Origin of the sequence: Archangium minus, from assembly GCF_044360475.1 — a bacterium.
Taxonomy (GTDB): Bacteria; Myxococcota; Myxococcia; order Myxococcales; family Myxococcaceae; genus Archangium; species Archangium minus.
Genome location: NZ_CP043494.1, coordinates 885,807 through 902,373, shown reverse-complemented (window position 1 = coordinate 902,373; position 16,567 = coordinate 885,807). Strand labels below are relative to the sequence as shown.

Below are 16,567 nucleotides of genomic sequence, written 5' to 3'. Positions count from 1 at the left end.
GTCATTACGGGGCCGGTGCGACCGAAGGCTTCTGCTCAGCCTTCTGTCCCGGCTTCACCTCGGCGGGCTTCGGCTCCGGCTTCGCCTCGGCGGGCTTCGGCTCGGCGGGGAGCGCCAGGCGCGAGCCCGTGTCCTTCACGATGTGCCGGTACCAAGAGTCCGGGTACTTGGGATGGTTCACCTTGCCCATCTCGTCGCGCACGTTGCCGTCGATGTACTTCACGAGCAGTTGCTCGCCCAGCTTGCGCCAGCGGCCGTGGACCTTGTCTCCCTGCCGCGTCGAGTACTCGGTGAGGTAGGAGCGCGCCTGCTCGGGCGAGGTCTTGTACAGCTCCAGCGCGGCCTTCTCGATGTCGGCCTGGTCGGCGAGGAACTGGCCCTCCAGCTCGCCCTGCGCCTTCTGGACGTCGACGATCATGTCGCTCCAGCGCGAGTAGGCCTGGTTGGAGACCCAGTTGAACACCCAGAAGGACGAGTCCCAGGAGAACTCGCCGCGGCTGGCCACGCCCTGGGCGAGGTTCTTCGGCGCGGTCCGGATGCCCGCGTACATGGGCGTGTACACGGTGGTGAACGTGTCATCCACGCCGAACCAGAGCACGCCGCCGACGGGGGCCGGCATCCAGGAGCGCATCTGCGCCACGAAGGAGAAGCCCGTCTGCTGCGTGGAGATGGCGCGCTCGTGGAGGTACTTCTTGCCGTCCACCTCCCACGTCATCGGGCGCCAGCGGTAGGGCACGGCATAGGGCCCCGCGCCCACGTCCTTCGTCATGTCCAGCGGCGTGCCCTCGAAGTGGTCACGCATCAGCCCCATCACGTCCTGCACGGCCAGCTTCTGGTCCGGCTTCACCCACAGGGGCAGGCGCTTGTCGGGGGCCGAGCCATCCACGTAGTCCGCGCCCAGCCTGGCCGACGGCGCCGCGCGGCGGAGGATGCTCCACACGCGCGCCTCGGCGAAGCGCGTCCCCTCGAAGTCGAGCGGGTGGTAGGTGTCCGCGAAGCTGAAGTCCTTGTCCGCGCCCTTGAACCAGCCCTTCTCGCGCGCGAAGGAGATGACGTCCTTGGAGTAGAGGACGTCCGAGTCGTTGAGCGGGAACTGGCGGATGCGCGCCTGGTTGGCGTGCGCCGAGATGTACCCGTCAGGCAGCCGGCGGGCCACCCACACCGCGCCCTTCTGACCCGCGCCCTTGCCGATCATCTCCAGAATCCACACCTCCTTGGGATCGGCGATGGAGAAGGACTCGCCGGTGGAGGCATAGCCGTACTCGGCGACCAGGTCGGTCATGACCTTGATGGCCTCGCGGGCGGTCTTCGCGCGCTCCAGGGCGATGTAGATGAGCGAGCCATAGTCGACGATGCCGGCGGGCCCCTCCAGCTCCTTGCGTCCGGTGAAGGTGGACTCGCTGATGGAGAGCTGGTGCTCGTTCATGTTGCCCACCACGGTGTACGTGATGGGAGCTTCCTTGATGCGGCCGAGGAACTTGCCCGTGTCCCACTCGATGATGTCGCGCATGGCACCGGGCGGGTTGCGACGCGCGGGGGTGTAGTACAGCTCGCCGTACAGCTCGTGCGAGTCCGCGGCGTAGGTGATGAAGGTGGAGCCGTCGGACGAGGCGCCCTTGGTGACCAGCATGCTGGTGCAGGCGAGCGCGGCCGGAGCGACCAGTCCCGCCGAGACGGCCAGGGCCGGGAGGAACTTCGAGTAGGGTCGGGTCATGGCGGCGGATGCTACCCAGGGAGCCCCCGGATGGCACCCCTTCCGAACGTTCTTCCTTCGCGCCCAGCAGGCAGGGAGGCGGGCGTCAGGTGCCCAGAACGCGGACACGGCCTAGGTTGAAGGAAGGTCGGGTAGGCCCATGCAACCTGAACTTCCTACGGGAACACCCCCCCTGCGCGGGGACGAGCGGCGGCGCGAGGTGGCCCAGCGCCGGGTCGAGGAGCTGCGCGACCTCATCAACACCCACGACTACCGGTACTACGTGCTCGACAGTCCGGAGGTGACGGACGCCGAGTATGACGCACTGGTCCGTGAGCTGCGCCAGCTCGAAACGGAGTTCCCCGAGCTCGTTACCCCCGACAGCCCCACCCAGCGCGTGGGAGGCAGGCCCGGCGAGCTGTTCGCCCCCGTCGAGCACCGGCTGCCGATGCGCTCGCTCGACAACGCCTTCTCCGACGAGGAGCTCGCCGCCTGGGCCGCACGTGTGGAGCGACGCATTGGCGCGGGGGCGGACTACGTCTGTGAGCTGAAGATCGACGGGCTGGCCGTGTCCCTCCTCTATGAGAACGGCGTCCTGGTGCGGGCCGCGACCCGGGGAGATGGCTTCGTCGGCGAGGACATCACCGCCAACGTCCGCACGGTGCGCTCGGTGCCCATGCGCCTGCGCGGCGGACAGGTCCCCCGCGTGCTGGAGGTGCGGGGCGAAATCTATCTGCCCGTGAAGGCCTTCGAGCGTCTCAACCAGGAGCTGACCGGGCGCGGCGAGCGGCCCTTCGCCAACCCTCGCAATGGCGCGGCGGGGAGCATCCGGCAGAAGGACCCGGCGGTGACGGCCTCGAGGCCCCTGCGGCTGTGGTGCTACGCCTTGGGCTTCGCCGAGGGGGTTGCCTTCTCGCGGCACTCCGAGTCACTCGCCTGGCTCGAGCGCATGGGCCTGCCGGTGAACCCGGAGCTGAAGAAGGTGCGCACCTTGAAGCAGGTGCAGGCCTTCTGCGCGCACTGGCAGGAGCATCGCCACGACGTGGACTATGAGATCGACGGCGCCGTGGTGAAGGTGGACGCGTTGGAGCTCCAGCGGGAGCTCGGGGAGACGAGCAAGGCGCCGCGCTGGGCCATCGCCTTCAAGTTCCCTCCGGAGGAGCGGACCACTCGCGTGAAGAGCATCGCGGTGAACACGGGCCGGACGGGGAAGGTGACGCCGTTCGCCGTGCTGGAGCCGGTGCGGGTGAGCGGTGCCACGGTGACGTACGCCACGCTCCACAACGAGGAGGAGGTGCGCCGCCGAGACGTGCGCGAGGGGGATACCGTCATCGTCCGGCGCGCCGGCGAGGTCATCCCCGAGGTCGTCGGCCCCGTGCCCTCCAAGCGCCCGCCCGACGCACGCCCCTGGCGGTTCCCGAAGAAGTGCCCCTCGTGCGGCACGAAGCTGGTGCGCGAGGAGGGCGAGGCCGACTGGCGCTGTCCCAACCGCGTGGGCTGCCCGTCCCAGGCCGTCGAGTGGCTCTTCCACTTCGCCTCACGCGGCGCCATGGACATCGAGCACCTTGGGTACGTCACCGGCACTCAACTGCTGGAGCGGGGCTGGGTGAAGGACCCGGCGGATGTCTTCTTCCTCACCGCCGAGCAGCTCGGGCAGCTGCCCAACTTCGGGGAGAAGTCCGTCCACAACCTGCTGTCCGCCATTGAGGCCGCGCGGCACCGGCCCCTCTGGCGACTGCTCGTGGGACTCAATATCCGGCACGTGGGGCCGTTCGCCGCCCGGCTGCTCACCCAGGCCTTTCCTTCCATGGACGCGCTGCGCCAGGCCTCGCTCGACGAGCTCCTCACGGTGCAGGGCGTCGGGCCCCGGATTGCACGGAGTCTCCACGGCTGGTTGGAGGAGCCTGAGAACGTGCGGCTCATCGAGAAGCTGCGGCGCGCGGGTGTCCAACTGCGCGAGGAGGCTCCGGCGCGCGAGCCAGATGCATCAGGGGCACTGGCTGGGAGAACCGTGGTCATCACGGGCGAGCTGGAGACGATGAGCCGCGAGGAGGCCACGCACGCGGCCGAGGCCGCTGGGGCCAGAGTCACCTCCAGCGTGTCGAAGAGCACGTCCTTCGTGGTGGTCGGAGCGAATCCGGGGGCGACCAAGTACGACAAGGCGCAGGCGCTCGGCATCGAGACGGTGGACGAGCAGGAGTTCCTTCGTCGTCTGGGCACACGAAGAACCGTCCACTGAGGGTCCGTGTATGTCCCCTCTCCCTCTGGGAGAGGGCTAGGGTGAGGGTATTTCCCTCTCTGTGTTGCTCCATGGGCGCACTGTGGACCCTGGGGTGAAAAACCCGGGTGACGACTACCCTCACCCCCCGCCCTCTCCCAGAGGGAGAGGGAGCACCCTCGGTATTCGCAGAATGTCCTCCAACCTCACGGAACCGAAGGCCACCGCCGGAATCTCCGAGATGCTCCAGTCCTCCAGGGACTCGGCATCCACCAACACCTCGGGCTTGGGCAGAAAGGCCCGGAAGCAGTCCTCAATCCCCCGCTCCGCCGCCACCTTCCGGGCGTGCTCGGCGCCGTGGCGGCTCCACAGGTACAGGCCCCCTCCCCTCCGCGCGAGCTCACGGATCCGCGTCACCATCCGCTCGGGAGGGATGCGCGTGTCAGCACCGGACACCAGCGTGTCCTCGGCGTCAAGGTAGATGGCCGAGCAGGGAACGACGGGGGCAGTCATGGGCGCCACAGGATGGCACCCCTAAAGACGCTGTCCAGCGCGTCACCTCCCGCCCGCCCCCAGGGCATCCGGGCGGCTCCCTCTACAATCGCTCGTTGCTCACATGAGAGCAGGTTTTTGGCCTGTTCGAGGCAAACTCCCCAGACGGACAGCTCCCTGCTGACAATCGGGGAATGGGGACCCAGACTCGCCGGTCCAGGTCCAGCCAACCGTTGGAGAAGGCCACGATGAACGACTTCCAGTTCCAGGACATGCTGCCGCTCGGCAAGGACGAGACGCCCTACCGGCTGCTCACGAAGGACCACGTCTCCACCTTCGAGGCGGGCGGGAAGACCTTCCTCCAGGTCGCTCCCGAGGCGCTCACGCTCCTCACCCGCGAGGCCATGCGGGACATCTCCCACCTGCTGCGGCCCGGTCACCTGAACCAGCTCGCCAACATCCTCAAGGACCCCGAGGCCTCGTCCAACGATCGCTTCGTGGCGCTCGAGCTGCTCAAGAACGCCAACATCGCCGCCGGTGGCGTGCTGCCCTCCTGCCAGGACACGGGCACCGCCATCGTCATGGGCAAGAAGGGCCAGTATGTGATGACCGGCGGGGGCGACGAGGCGGCCATCTCGCGCGGCGTGTTCGACACGTACCGCACCGCCAACCTGCGCTACTCGCAGATGGCGCCGCTCGACATGTACAAGGAGGTCAACACCAACAACAACCTCCCGGCGCAAATCGAGCTCTACGCCACCGACGGTGACGCCTACAAGTTCCTCTTCATGGCCAAGGGCGGTGGCTCGGCCAACAAGAGCTACCTCTTCCAGGAGACGAAGGCGGTCCTCAACCCGCAGAGCCTCCTGACCTTCCTCGAGTCGAAGATTCGCTCGCTGGGCACCGCGGCCTGCCCGCCATACCACCTGGCCATCGTGGTGGGCGGCACCTCCGCCGAGTTCGCGCTCAAGACGGCCAAGTACGCCTCGGCGCGTTACCTGGACTCGCTGCCCACCGAGGGCAACACGCTCGGCCGCGGCTTCCGCGACGTGGCGCTGGAGCAGGAGGTGCTCAAGCTCACCCAGCGCACCGGCATCGGCGCCCAGTTCGGCGGCAAGTACTTCTGCCATGACGTGCGCGTCATCCGCCTGCCCCGCCATGGCGCCTCGTGCCCCGTGGCCATCGCCGTGTCCTGCTCGGCGGATCGCCAGGCGCTCGGCAAAATCACCAAGGACGGCGTCTTCCTCGAGCAGCTCGAGACGGACCCGGCCAGGTACCTGCCGGAGACGAAGGACACGGACCTGTCGGGCGACGTGGTGAAGATCGACCTGAACCGCCCCATGGCCGACATCCGCGCCGAGCTGTCGCGCTACCCCATCAAGACGCGCCTGTCGCTCACGGGCCCCATGGTGGTGGCGCGCGACATCGCCCACGCCAAAATCAAGGAGCGCCTGGACCGCGGCGAGGGCATGCCGCAGTACCTCAAGGACTACATGGTCTACTACGCGGGCCCGGCGAAGACGCCCGAAGGCTATGCCTCCGGCTCGTTCGGCCCCACCACGGCGGGCCGCATGGACGCCTACGTGGACCAGTTCCAGGCGCAGGGCGGCAGCTTCGTGATGCTGGCCAAGGGCAACCGCTCGCCGGCCGTCACCGAGGCCTGCAAGAAGCACGGCGGCTTCTACCTGGGCTCCATCGGCGGCCCGGCGGCGCGGCTCGCCAAGGACTGCATCAAGAAGGTCGAGGTGCTCGAGTACCAGGAGCTCGGCATGGAGGCCGTCTGGAAGATCGACGTGGTGGACTTCCCCGCCTTCATCGTCGTGGACGACAAGGGCAACGACTTCTTCGCGGACATCAACAAGCCCTCGAAGAAGGCCTGAGCCCTCGTCCCACGCGGGAGGCCCGGTCTCGCCGGGCCTCCTCGGGACACCTCAGTGCTTCAGTCCTCCCGCCACATGCGGCGTGGCGGGCAGGTTCTCCAGCCCGTGGGCGAGCTGGAAGGTGTAGCGCACGCGAGGCGCTGACTTGAGGCCCCCCACGAGCTTGAAGAGGAAGTAGCCGCGCTCCGCGTTGTCGGGGTCGGGCGTCACCTGCACCTGGAGCAGGTCGGAGGTGTCGAGCACCATCTCGCCCACCAGACGCTTGCCCAGGATGAGCTGCACCACGGGTGTGCCGCTCTCCTCGGCGAAGAGGACCCAGTGGAGCGCCTCGGCGTCGTAGAGCCAGCACTCCTCCGTGCCGACACTGAGGATGCAGTTGGTGTGGTCCAGGAGCCAGTCCCAGAACCGGTCGAAGGGGAGCGTCACTCCCGATTCTGTCTCAATCGCCATGTCCCCCACATACCGCAGGTCGGGGGGTCCGTGGGGAATGGCCCGCCCAAAACGAAGCCCCCGGGAGGCATGCCTCCCAGGGGCCCGTTCACCTCATGACGTGCTCGGCTTCAGGGTGCTCAGTAGGAGCCCTTGAGCGAGAGGCCGGAGTACGCGCTGTAGCCGCGCACCAGCACGTAGATACGGGTGGCCGCGGTCTTCGCGGGGATGCTGCACGACTCGGCGTTGCCATCCTTGTACGGACGGCAGTCGTACGAGCTCGTGGAGGCCTGCGAGCCCGCCTTCACGTACAGGTCCGCGTCACCCGTGCCACCGCTGATGGCGATGGTGGACGCCTTGTTGGCCGGCACGTCCAGGTAATAGTAGGTGGAGGAGCTGGCGGCGCCCGACAGGCCCGTGAGCGCCTGGCCGTTGGTCAGCGCCGTGCCGACGGGAGGATTCGTCGTGCCGCCCACGCCCACCGCGGCCCAGGCCGCCGTCACGGACGCGACGTCCGCATCGGAGTAGCCGAGCGCCTTCGCGGCCTCCTCGGTGTACGTCTTCGCCTGCGCGTACTTGGAGGAAGCCGTCAGGTAGTCCGTGTTCGCCTTGTAGAAGATGGCGCCGGCCTTCTGCACGCCGATGCCCGTCACGTTGACGGTGCTCTTGCCGCGCGGGTGCGTGCCGCCACGGGACAGCAGGGTGAATGCCAGGTTGGCGATGCCCGAGCTGTAGTGCACGTCCACGCTGCCAGCGCTGGTCGTCCAGAAGTCGAGCGACTTGCCGTCCTTGGCCGGGTCATACATGTAGCGGAGCGCGTCACCGGCGGTGGCGGGCGTCCAGATGTCATCGCCGACCATGAACACCGCGTTGGTGGTGGCCCAGGTGCCCGAGTCGTAGCTCTCGCAGTAGGCGCCGAAGATGTCGCTCATCGCCTCGTTGAGGCCGCCGGACTCACCCGAGTAGGTGAGGTTGGACTCGCTCGACGTCACCGCGTGGGTGAGCTCGTGCGTGGTCACGTCCGCGGACAGGCCGAGCGGGCCCGAGGTCGTGGTGTCGCCATCGCCGTACACCATCTGGGTGCCGTCCCAGTACGCGTTCACGTAGTTGCGGCTGTAGTGAACGGTGCTGATGAGCGTGGCGCCCTTGTTGTTGAACGAGTCGCGGTTGAAGTTGTTCTTGTAGCAGTTGTAGGTGCCACCCAGCTTGTCGTAGTTGCCGTCGACGTGGGCGTCACCCACGGCGGCCTGGCCCTCGGAGCGCTTGAGGGTGCCCGGCGTGCTCGAGCCGTTGTTGGCCGAGTACACCTTGCGGTTGAGCGCCGAGTGAATCTTGGAGTGACGCTCCAGGATGGAGCCGTCCAGCGCGCTCACGTAGACGAGGTCGTGGATGGGCAGGTCCTCCCCCTCACCCGAGACCGTCACCTCGTAGGCCAGCTTCAGCCGGTTGTCCTGGCTGGAGCGGATGTACACCAGGCGCGCGCCCTCGATGTCCAGGTGACGGCCCGAGGTGCTGTCGAGCGCGGCGAACTCGGCGGCCTCGGCGGAGATGGAGGCCTTGGCGGGGGCGATCTCACCGTCGCGCGCCGTGCCGTTGGCCGCGGTGATGATGCCGTTGGGCGCCACGTGGACAATGAGCTCCTCGTTCACCACCGGCAGGCCGTTCTTCAGCTGGCCATAGCGGATGTGCGTGACGCCCTGCTCGTCCATCCTGGAGCGCTTCGCCACCAGGTTGGCCGCATCCAGGCGGAACACCGCGGCGATGCCGGGCAGCGCCTTGCTCACGCGCCCGTGCGAGTCACCGGCCGCGAGGCCCTGCACGGACTCGCTGGCAGCCCCCAGGTTGCCGCTGATCATGAAGGGGAAGTCCTTCTCATCCGCGCCAACGACCCGGGCGGAGGGCAGCGCGGCGAGCGCGGCCTGGACGTCACCGAGCGACTCGGCGTCGTCGAACTTCTGGGCGCCCTCGGGGAGTTGGGAGTTGTCGACCTCGCACGCGGCGAGGGGAAGGGCGAGCAGCGCAGCAGCAAGGAAACGCGGACGAAACACGGGGGTAACGCCTCCTGACCCAACCCGGCGAGATGCCGTTGGGCGCGCGGACAGGAAGCAGAGATCAGGCCAACTCAAGAAACCCCTGAAACTCCTTCACTTCTCGTCATCCCCGTTTTCCGCTTGGAGGGCCAATGCCGCACCCAACATAAGCCCGAATGTACCCAGACTTTACATTCGCCTTATGCAAGCAATTGATTTCAAACGGATTGGGCTGGCAGCAGGGGGTGTCTTGTTTTGAGACGAATTTCTCAAAAAAGGTGTATGGATTGACCCTTCCAGATGTCTGACTTTGAACATCTGGCCCCCTCTCAACCCTCAGGAAATAAGAGAAGAATATTACGCAAAGGGGCGAGGGCTTTCAAGCCAGTAATTGTGAAATCTTCTCGCATCCCCACCCAGCTCGCAACTTCAATCAGAAATCCTCCCGGCCGAAAGCCATCCACTCCTCGTGACCATGCACCCGGGCGTGCTCGGCAGGGAGAGAGGAACCCCAAAAAATCCGATGCTCCAGGAAAAATACAAATAGACGAAAGCTCTCAGAAACCGGAAAATAGGAACCGCCGCGCACAACAGTCGTTGGTGCGGCATCCCTACAGGACCCAGAACGCATGCGAACCGTGAAACTCGTCTCCTCCCTCGCCGTCGCCCTCTTGATGCCGGCCTGTGGAGGCTCCACCGCTGAAGACTCGAGCAAGCTCGTCACGAGCGCCGCCGCGCTGACCACCGGCGTCTCGCGCGGGTGCTCCTTCACCGTCTCGTACAAGGAGGTCGCGCCTCCCTTCCCGCCCAAGTACGTGCCCGTCATCACCCGGCAGCCCTCGGCCACGTGCCCGTGGGGCCCGGGCAGCGTGGAGCTCCCGGGCGCGTACGACGTCCCCCAGCTCTCCCTCGTGGCCAATGACCTCGGGGTCGCCGTCAGCTACACGAACCGGTACTCGCCGAGCGGCTCCTCGGGCCGTTGGCTGGAGATCCGGCACCTGGCGCCGGACACCCTGACGGTGGTGCGCTCCGAGACCCTCCAGGCGGACGTCGATACCCGCCCCACCTACGTCAACGGGTCGCTGTCCATCCAGACCGATGGCACCACCCTGAAGGTCCAGGGAGAGAGGGGAGGCAGGTTCTACTTCCTCGGAGAGGAGACCTTCGGCGGCAAGTACTACGTCGTGACGTACCCGGACTTCTTCACCAGCACCACGGCGCCCAACCTCGTGGCCTCGGAGACCCCGATCCAGGTGCAGGAGGGAGCCTGGGCCGCCAACGGCAACCTGACCTACGGGCGCTCCGGCCACACCGCGACCATCCTCAACGGTACGGGAGACGTGCTGGTGGTGAGCGGCACCTTCGCGGAGGTGTACAACCCCTATCTCAACAGCTCGACGCTCACGGGCTCGCCCCTCTTCCCGCGCACCCTGCACACCGCCACCGCGCTGCCCTCGGGCAAGGTGCTGGTGACGGGTGGGTTGAACAACACGGGCTGGAGCGACACCGCGGAGGTGTATGACCAGGCCACGGGCACGTGGACGTCCGCGGGCACCATGAGCCAGCCGCGCGGCAACCACACGATGACCGTGCTCGGCTCGGGCAAGGTGCTGGTGGTGGGTGGCCACTCCTCCACCGGTGAGACGAGCTCCGTGGACGTGTACGATCCGGAGACGAACGAGTGGAGCCCGGCGGCCCCCCTCCCCGCGGCTCGCGCGGGCCACACCGCGACGGAGCTCTACTCGGGCAAGGTGCTGGTGACGGGCGGAACCTCCGCCTCGAGCGCGCGCCGGGAAGCGATGGAGTACGACCCGGCCACGAACACCTGGACGACCTTCGTCACGAGCATGCCGCGGGCGCGCTCGGGCCACCTCGCCGTCCGGCTCTACTCGGGCAGGGTGATGATCGTCGGTGGTGGGCACGACACGGTCGACTTCTATGACCCGTACAGCGGCTTCATCTGGCTCCCGGGTCCCAGCCTGCCGGGCGCGGCCTCGGCCGTCAGCGCGACGATGCTCTACTCGGGCGAGGTGCTGGTGACGACCGCGAGCGGACAGACCTACCTGTATGCTCCGTCGACGGACGCGTGGCTGTCCGCGGGCACGCTGTCGGCGCCGCTCGCGGGCCATGCCGCGACGCTGCTGCACACGGGTGAGGTGCTGGTGACGGGCGGCTCCGTCTCCGGCACCACGGTCTCCACCGTGCAGCGCTACACGCGCTGAGCGGGGACCGACGGACCCGGCGCCGGACGACGCTCAGGCGGTGGGATGCCGCTCCAGGGTGGGGAGCTGCTCCAGCAACCGCTCCAGCTCGTCCGGCTTCACCGGCTTCACCATGTGCAGGTTGAAGCCAGCCTCCACCGCCTGCGTCCGGTGCTCGCCGCTGTAGCCCGTGAGCGCCACCAGGAAGACGTCCTGGCCGCCCTCGCTCTCTCGAATCTTGCGTGCCACCTGGAAGCCATCCATCCCCGGCAGTCCCAGGTCCACCAGCGCGACGTGCGGACGCAGCGAGGAGAAGGCCTGGACGCCCTTGAAGCCGTCCTCCGCCACCTCCACCCGGTGGCCCCACATCTCCACCAGCTCGCGCAGCACCTCGCGCGTGTCCTCGTTGTCCTCCACCAGCAGCACCCGCCGCACCGAGGACTCCTCGGACTTCTCCGGCTTCACCTCGACGGGCGCGGGCGCGGCCACCTCCTGAGCGGCCTCCAGCGGCAGGCGCACCGAGAGCTCGCTGCCCTTGCCCTCGCCCTCGCTGTGCACCGACACCGTGCCGCCGTGCAGCTCCACCAGGCGCCGCACCAGCGTCAGCCCAATCCCCAGTCCGCCCCGCGAGCGGTCCAGCTGTTGCTGCGCCTGGACGAAGAGCTCGAACACGCGCGCCATCAGCTCCGGGCTCATGCCGATGCCCGTGTCCCGCACGCGCAACACCGCCTGGCGCTCCTTGCCGTGGCGCTCCACCGTCACTCCCACGAAGACGTGGCCTCCGGGCTCGGTGTACTTCCTCGCGTTGTCCAGCAGGTTGGAGACCACCTGCTCCAGCCGCGTGCCATCCCCGTTGAGCCACAGGCTCTCCGAGGCCGCGGGCAGCGCGACCTCCAGGTGCAGCCCCTTCTCCTCCAGCGCCTTCCGACGTGCCTCCACGCTGTGCTGCACCACCAGGCGCAGGTCCACCGGCGCCCGCCGCAGCTCGATGTGGCCGCGGTTGAAGCGCGACACGTCCAGCAGGTCGTCCACCATGCGCGCCATGTGCTGGCTCTGCCGCACCATCACCTGCATCGCCTTGGACTCGGAGCCCCCCGCCTGCGTGGCCTCCGCCAGGTGCAGCGCGTTGACGATGGCCGCCAGGGGGTTGCGCAGCTCGTGCGCCAGCATCGCCAGGAACTCGTCCTTGCGCCGGTCCGCCTCCGCCAGGTCCGCCGCCCGCTGCCGTAGCGCGTCCTCCAGCTCGCGGCGATGCGTAATGTCCGTGAGGATGCGCACCGCCCCCACCACCGTGCCCTCCGCGCCCTCCACCGGATTGGCCGCCACGCGGAACCAGCGCGCCCGCAGGCACACCTCGGCCTCCTCGTGACAGGCCAGCACCGCCCCGCAGCACGGAGGCAGCGCGGCCTCGGTGTCCGACGCCGCGCGCATCAGCGCCTCGAAGGGACACCCCAGCACCTGCTCATCCGACAGCCCCAACAAGGACACGAAGGCCCGGTTGGCGCGCATCACTCGCCCGCCCCGGTCCAACAGGCACACCCCGTCGCCCAGCGAGTCAAAGGTCGTCTTCCACTGCAGCGCCGCCGCGCGCGCCTGCTCCTCCGCCTGGCGCATGCGCAGCAATGAGCGCACCGTGGCCAACAGCTCCGCCGAGTCCACCGGCTGCGTCAGGTAGCCATCCGCCCCGCTCTCCAACCCCTCCACCTTGTTCTCGGTGCGGATGTAGTTGGCCGACAGGTGCAGCACGGCGATGCCCGCCGTGCGCGGGTCCGCCTTCAGCCGCCGGCAGACCTCGATGCCATTGAGGTCCGGCAGCTTCACGTCCAGGATGACCAGGTCCGGCCGCTCCTCGGCGGTCAGACGGAGCGCCTCGGCCCCGGTGCCCCCCTCCAGGACCTGGAAGCCCGCCGCCCGCAGCATGCGCGTGACGGCATAGCGGTTGGCGTCGTTGTCGTTGATGTTGAGGAGGATGGGTTCCCTATGAGACACGCTGCGGTCTCCTCAAAATGACTCGCGAATACTCGCGAAGAAGGTGGGGGGGCGCTCAGGGCTGGCGGGAGGCGCCCCCAGGTCGGTGACCCGGACCGGTAAGCGCCCTTTGTACCATTTCGAACGCCGCCTCCCGCGTGAGCCCGCTCTTGGAGAGGATACCCACCACGTGAGGAAGAAGTCGCCCGCGCTCCTGCTCGGTCAGGGAGCGGCTGGTATGGATGATGACCGGGATGCTCCGGGTAGCCTGCTCGCGCCGCAAGGCCTCTAGCACCTCGAAGCCATCCATGCCCGGCAGCGACATGTCCAAGAGGATGACGGCGGGCCGCACCTCGCCCGCCAGACGCAGCCCCTCCGGACCTGACGCCGCCTCGCGGAACTGGAGGGAGGCATCCCCCAACAGCCGCTGGAGCAGGTAGCGAGCGACCTCATCGTCGTCGATGATGAGCACCGTACGGGCATGTGAACCTTCCGCCTCCAACGTCTGGGAGGAGCCCTCCTCTTCCCCCGTCCCCCCCTGCCGTTGGGAGTAGTCGCGGGACACCGTCGCCAGGAAGGTGCTGCCCTGACCCGGCTGGCTCTCCACGGTGAGCGAGCCGCCGAGCAGCTCCGCCAGGCGCCGCGACAGCGGCAGTCCGAGCCCCGTGCCCTTCACCCCCTGCTGGTGGGGGCCCTCCACTTGGACGAACTCCTCGAAGATGCGCTCCTGGTCCTCGGGGGCGATGCCCACCCCGGTGTCGCGTACCGAGAACACCACCGTGTCATGGGGACCGGGCGCCACCGCCACCCGCACCTCGCCGCGGTGGGTGAACTTGAGCGCGTTGGAGACGAGGTTGCGCAGAATCTGGGACAGCTTCCGCTCGTCCGTGTGCAGCTCCGGCATCTCCCGGGGCTCCTCGAAGACGAGCGACACGCCCTCGTGCACACGCAGCGGCCGGAGCATCCCGCGCAGCGCGCCGAACAGCTCCATCACGGAGAAGCGCGTGCACAGCACCTCCGAGCGGCCGGATTCGATCTTCGCCAGGTCCAGCAAGTCGTCGATGAGCTCCTGCAGGGCCTCGCCGGACTTGCGGATGAAGAGGACCTGCTTCTCCTGCTCGGCGTTGAGCGGCCCGTCGATGCGGTCCAGCATCAGCCGCGAGAGGTTGAGCACGGAGCTGATGGGCGTGCGCAGCTCGTGGCTGACGTTGGAGATGAAGCGCGTCTTCATGTCCGAGGCGCGGCGCAGGGCCTCGGCCTTCTCCTCCAGCTCGGCGTAGAGGGCCACCACGCCGCGGTTGGTCTCCTCCAGCTCGCGGTTGAGCCGCTCCACCTCGGCCTTGCGCGCATGCAGCTCCTCCAGCGTGCGCAGCAGCTCCTCGTTCTGCCGCTGCAGCTCATCCGCGGCGCTGTCCCGCCGATGCCGCTCCAGCTCCTGCCGGAGCGACTGCACCACCAGGGACGAGGGCGAGGCGTGCGGCAGACGCTGGGCCATCTCCAGCAGGAGCCGGCCATCCCCGCCCGGCCGCAGCGCCATCCGGTCCATCAACCGCTGCGCGGGAGCGAGCGCGGGCCCCGGCCGGAGCGTGTCCGGTGTATTGCCCGCGACGAGCCCATGGTTGGAGTTCGGGGCGAGCACCCGCACGACCAGGGAGGGCTCCGGCGAGTCCTCCAGCAGGAATTCGATGTGGCCGTTGGCCTCGGAGACGGCGAGCCGCGCCACCTCGGAGATGGCGGTGGCGATGCGCACCTGATCCTGCCCATCGAAGCCCAGGGCCTGGGCGATGTGCCGCCCCCGCTGCCGGGTGCTCACCACGTCCTGTCCGGTGCGCAGCTCGGCTTGGAAGATGGAGGCGCTCAAGGTGTGCCCCTCCGGGAGGTCTCCCGCGCCACCAGCACCGTCGCGTCGTCGCGCCCTCGGGAGAAGTCCCGGAACAGCACCCCGGCCACCACGCCTGGATGCCTCGCGAGCAAACCGGGGTAGGCGTCCACCCGCCACTGGGTGGCCAACCCGTCCGAGCACATCACCAGGGTGTCCCCCGGGTTCCACGTGTAGCTGAACTGCTGCATGCGGTGCGTCTGGTGCCCCAGCGTCCCATTCATGGAGACCAGCCGCTGGATGCCGCCACCCGGCGACAACACGGCCGCGGCGATGTTGCCCACGCCAGAGAAGTGGAGCTGCGCCCCCTCCAGCGCGGTGAGCGCCACCGCCGCGCCCCGGGTGCTGTGCAGCTCCTGGTGCGCGCCGCGCAACAGCTCCACCACATCGCTCGAGCCCTGCTCGAGGAAGGACACCACCGCCGCACGCGAGGCCCGCGCCGCCTCGGGCCCGTGCCCCAGGCCATCCGCGACGAGGAAGACAAGGCGACCGCCTTTGCGGTCCACGGACCAGGAGTCCCCGCACACCTCCTCGCCCGTCTTCGGCACACACACCACGCCCACGTCCAGGCCGTCCTCTGGGGGAGGCTTGCCGGACCACAGCCGGGCCAGCACCACCGTGCCCACGCCGGGCTGGGAGTAGATGTCGAAGAGCGAGGACATGCGCCGCATGGCGCCCAGGCCCGAGCCCCCGGTGCCGGCGGTGGAGTAGCCGTCGCGCAGGCAGCGGTCCACGTCCACCATGCCCGGCCCCTTGTCCAGCGCGAGCATCTCCACGCCCACATGGGGGCCCGCGTGGAGCGTGCGCAGGAGGATCTGCCCCTCGCGAGCATGAGCCACCAGGTTCTTGGCGGCCTCGCTCACCACGATGGCGACCTTGCCCTGGTCCTCCTCGCTGAACCCCAGACGGGCAGCCAGGGCCGACGCGGTCCGGCGCGCATGCCCCGCCTGGCTGCTCTCCGTGACTGCAATCGCCGTGGAGCTCACTTCCATCGCGTCACCGTGACCCGGGTCCCCTCCCCTACTTTGGAGACGATGTCGAACTCGTTCACGAGCCGCTTGGCGCCCCCTAGCCCGAGCCCCATGCCGCCGCCCGAGGTGTACCCGTCGCGCAGCGCCAGCTCGATGTCCGGAATACCCGGCCCCTGGTCCTCGAAAGACAGCCGCAGCCCGCGGCGGATGCCTTCCTGGATGACCTGAAGGGTCACCTGTCCGCCCTTGCCGTAATCCAACGTGTTGCGCGCCAGCTCACTGGCGGCAGTCACCATCTTGGTCTGTTCCACGAGACTGAACTTGAGCTCGGCCGACCACGTTCGCACGGCCTGGCGCACGAGCACCAGGTCCTGCGACGAGCGGATGGGCATCACCTCAGTCCTCAAGACTTGCATCCGGGACCTCGAGCTCCGCGTCGTCGGCCTCCATGGAGGCCTGCAACAGGGCCATGCCCTTCTCAACGTTGAGGGCGGTGCGGATTCCCGGCAGCGACATGCCCAGCTCCACCAGGGTGATGGCCACCGCGGGCTGCATGCCCACCACCACCGTCTGCGCGTCCAGCACGCGCGACATGGTGGCAATGTTGCCGAGAATGCGTCCGATGAAGGAGTCCACCACCTCCAGCGAGGAGATGTCGATGAGCACGCCGCGAGCGCCGGTCTCGACGATCTTCGAGGTCAGGTCGTCCTGCAAGGTCACCGCGAGCTGGTCGTGCATGTCCACCTGGATGGTGACGAGCAGGACCTTGCCCATGCGGAGGATGGGAATGCGCTCCATGCGAAAGC

General features: G+C 68.3%; 12 protein-coding genes. 3 read left to right on the top strand and 9 right to left on the bottom strand.

Going from position 1 to position 16,567, the window contains the following annotated elements:
- Window positions 1–4: 4 nt before the first annotated feature.
- Window positions 5–1,714 carry a dipeptidase gene (locus F0U60_RS03795; protein WP_395814039.1) on the bottom strand — a complete coding sequence of 570 codons (1,710 nt, stop codon included), beginning with the start codon at window positions 1,712–1,714 and terminating at the stop codon, window positions 5–7.
- Window positions 1,715–1,853: 139 nt separating this feature from the next.
- Between F0U60_RS03795 and ligA the strand changes: the two genes are divergently transcribed.
- On the top strand, window positions 1,854–3,932 hold the full coding sequence (gene ligA / locus F0U60_RS03790) for an NAD-dependent DNA ligase LigA (RefSeq protein WP_395814037.1): 2,079 nt from the start codon (window positions 1,854–1,856) through the stop codon (window positions 3,930–3,932).
- 120 nt (window positions 3,933–4,052) lie between these two features.
- Here ligA and F0U60_RS03785 read toward each other — a convergent pair whose 3' ends face one another.
- The gene (locus tag F0U60_RS03785; protein ID WP_395814035.1) at window positions 4,053–4,424 is read right to left on the bottom strand and encodes a hypothetical protein; all 372 of its coding nucleotides are present in this window, start codon (window positions 4,422–4,424) and stop codon (window positions 4,053–4,055) included.
- A gap of 227 nt (window positions 4,425–4,651) precedes the next feature.
- Between F0U60_RS03785 and F0U60_RS03780 the strand changes: the two genes are divergently transcribed.
- On the top strand, window positions 4,652–6,283 hold the full coding sequence (locus F0U60_RS03780) for a fumarate hydratase (protein WP_395814033.1): 1,632 nt from the start codon (window positions 4,652–4,654) through the stop codon (window positions 6,281–6,283).
- A gap of 51 nt (window positions 6,284–6,334) precedes the next feature.
- Here the strand turns inward: F0U60_RS03780 and F0U60_RS03775 are convergent, their stop codons facing one another.
- A complete protein-coding gene (locus tag F0U60_RS03775; RefSeq protein ID WP_395814031.1) occupies window positions 6,335–6,733 on the bottom strand; it encodes a hypothetical protein in 399 nt (132 codons plus the stop codon).
- Window positions 6,734–6,852: 119 nt separating this feature from the next.
- Window positions 6,853–8,760, bottom strand: a complete 1,908-nt coding sequence (locus tag F0U60_RS03770; RefSeq protein ID WP_395814029.1) for a M4 family metallopeptidase — start codon at window positions 8,758–8,760, stop codon at window positions 6,853–6,855.
- 611 nt (window positions 8,761–9,371) lie between these two features.
- On the opposite strand from F0U60_RS03770, the gene F0U60_RS03765 reads away from it, so the two are divergent.
- Window positions 9,372–10,964 carry a Kelch repeat-containing protein gene (locus tag F0U60_RS03765; protein ID WP_395814027.1) on the top strand — a complete coding sequence of 531 codons (1,593 nt, stop codon included), beginning with the start codon at window positions 9,372–9,374 and terminating at the stop codon, window positions 10,962–10,964.
- Window positions 10,965–10,997: 33 nt separating this feature from the next.
- On the opposite strand, the gene F0U60_RS03760 is transcribed toward F0U60_RS03765, so the two are convergent.
- Genes F0U60_RS03760 through F0U60_RS03740 form a run of 5 tightly spaced genes read right to left on the bottom strand, consistent with a single transcriptional unit; the run spans window position 10,998 to window position 16,559 of the window.
- Window positions 10,998–12,932, bottom strand: coding sequence for a response regulator (locus tag F0U60_RS03760; RefSeq protein ID WP_395814025.1), 1,935 nt, complete (start codon window positions 12,930–12,932; stop codon window positions 10,998–11,000).
- A gap of 55 nt (window positions 12,933–12,987) precedes the next feature.
- A complete protein-coding gene (locus F0U60_RS03755; protein ID WP_395814023.1) occupies window positions 12,988–14,772 on the bottom strand; it encodes an ATP-binding protein in 1,785 nt (594 codons plus the stop codon).
- Complete coding sequence (locus F0U60_RS03750) at window positions 14,769–15,782, bottom strand: ATP-binding SpoIIE family protein phosphatase (RefSeq protein ID WP_395814021.1); 1,014 nt, start codon at window positions 15,780–15,782, stop codon at window positions 14,769–14,771. Before F0U60_RS03750 ends, F0U60_RS03755 begins: the two co-directional genes overlap by 4 nt.
- Window positions 15,773–16,177, bottom strand: a complete 405-nt coding sequence (locus tag F0U60_RS03745; RefSeq protein WP_395814019.1) for an anti-sigma regulatory factor — start codon at window positions 16,175–16,177, stop codon at window positions 15,773–15,775. Before F0U60_RS03745 ends, F0U60_RS03750 begins: the two co-directional genes overlap by 10 nt.
- Window positions 16,158–16,559, bottom strand: a complete 402-nt coding sequence (locus tag F0U60_RS03740) for an STAS domain-containing protein (protein WP_395814017.1) — start codon at window positions 16,557–16,559, stop codon at window positions 16,158–16,160. Before F0U60_RS03740 ends, F0U60_RS03745 begins: the two co-directional genes overlap by 20 nt.
- Window positions 16,560–16,567: the final 8 nt, after the last annotated feature.

Bases quoted from the DNA above. Each gene is read 5' to 3' on its own strand.
- F0U60_RS03745 (WP_395814019.1), bottom strand. From the start codon at position 16,177: ATGCAAGTCTTGAGGACTGAGGTGATGCCCATCCGCTCGTCGCAGGAC.
- F0U60_RS03795 (WP_395814039.1), bottom strand. From the start codon at position 1,714: ATGACCCGACCCTACTCGAAGTTCCTCCCGGCCCTGGCCGTCTCGGCG.
- F0U60_RS03775 (WP_395814031.1), bottom strand. From the start codon at position 6,733: ATGGCGATTGAGACAGAATCGGGAGTGACGCTCCCCTTCGACCGGTTC.
- F0U60_RS03765 (WP_395814027.1), top strand. From the start codon at position 9,372: ATGCGAACCGTGAAACTCGTCTCCTCCCTCGCCGTCGCCCTCTTGATG.
- ligA (WP_395814037.1), top strand. From the start codon at position 1,854: ATGCAACCTGAACTTCCTACGGGAACACCCCCCCTGCGCGGGGACGAG.
- F0U60_RS03780 (WP_395814033.1), top strand. From the start codon at position 4,652: ATGAACGACTTCCAGTTCCAGGACATGCTGCCGCTCGGCAAGGACGAG.
- F0U60_RS03750 (WP_395814021.1), bottom strand. From the start codon at position 15,782: ATGGAAGTGAGCTCCACGGCGATTGCAGTCACGGAGAGCAGCCAGGCG.
- F0U60_RS03740 (WP_395814017.1), bottom strand. From the start codon at position 16,559: ATGGAGCGCATTCCCATCCTCCGCATGGGCAAGGTCCTGCTCGTCACC.
- F0U60_RS03785 (WP_395814035.1), bottom strand. From the start codon at position 4,424: ATGACTGCCCCCGTCGTTCCCTGCTCGGCCATCTACCTTGACGCCGAG.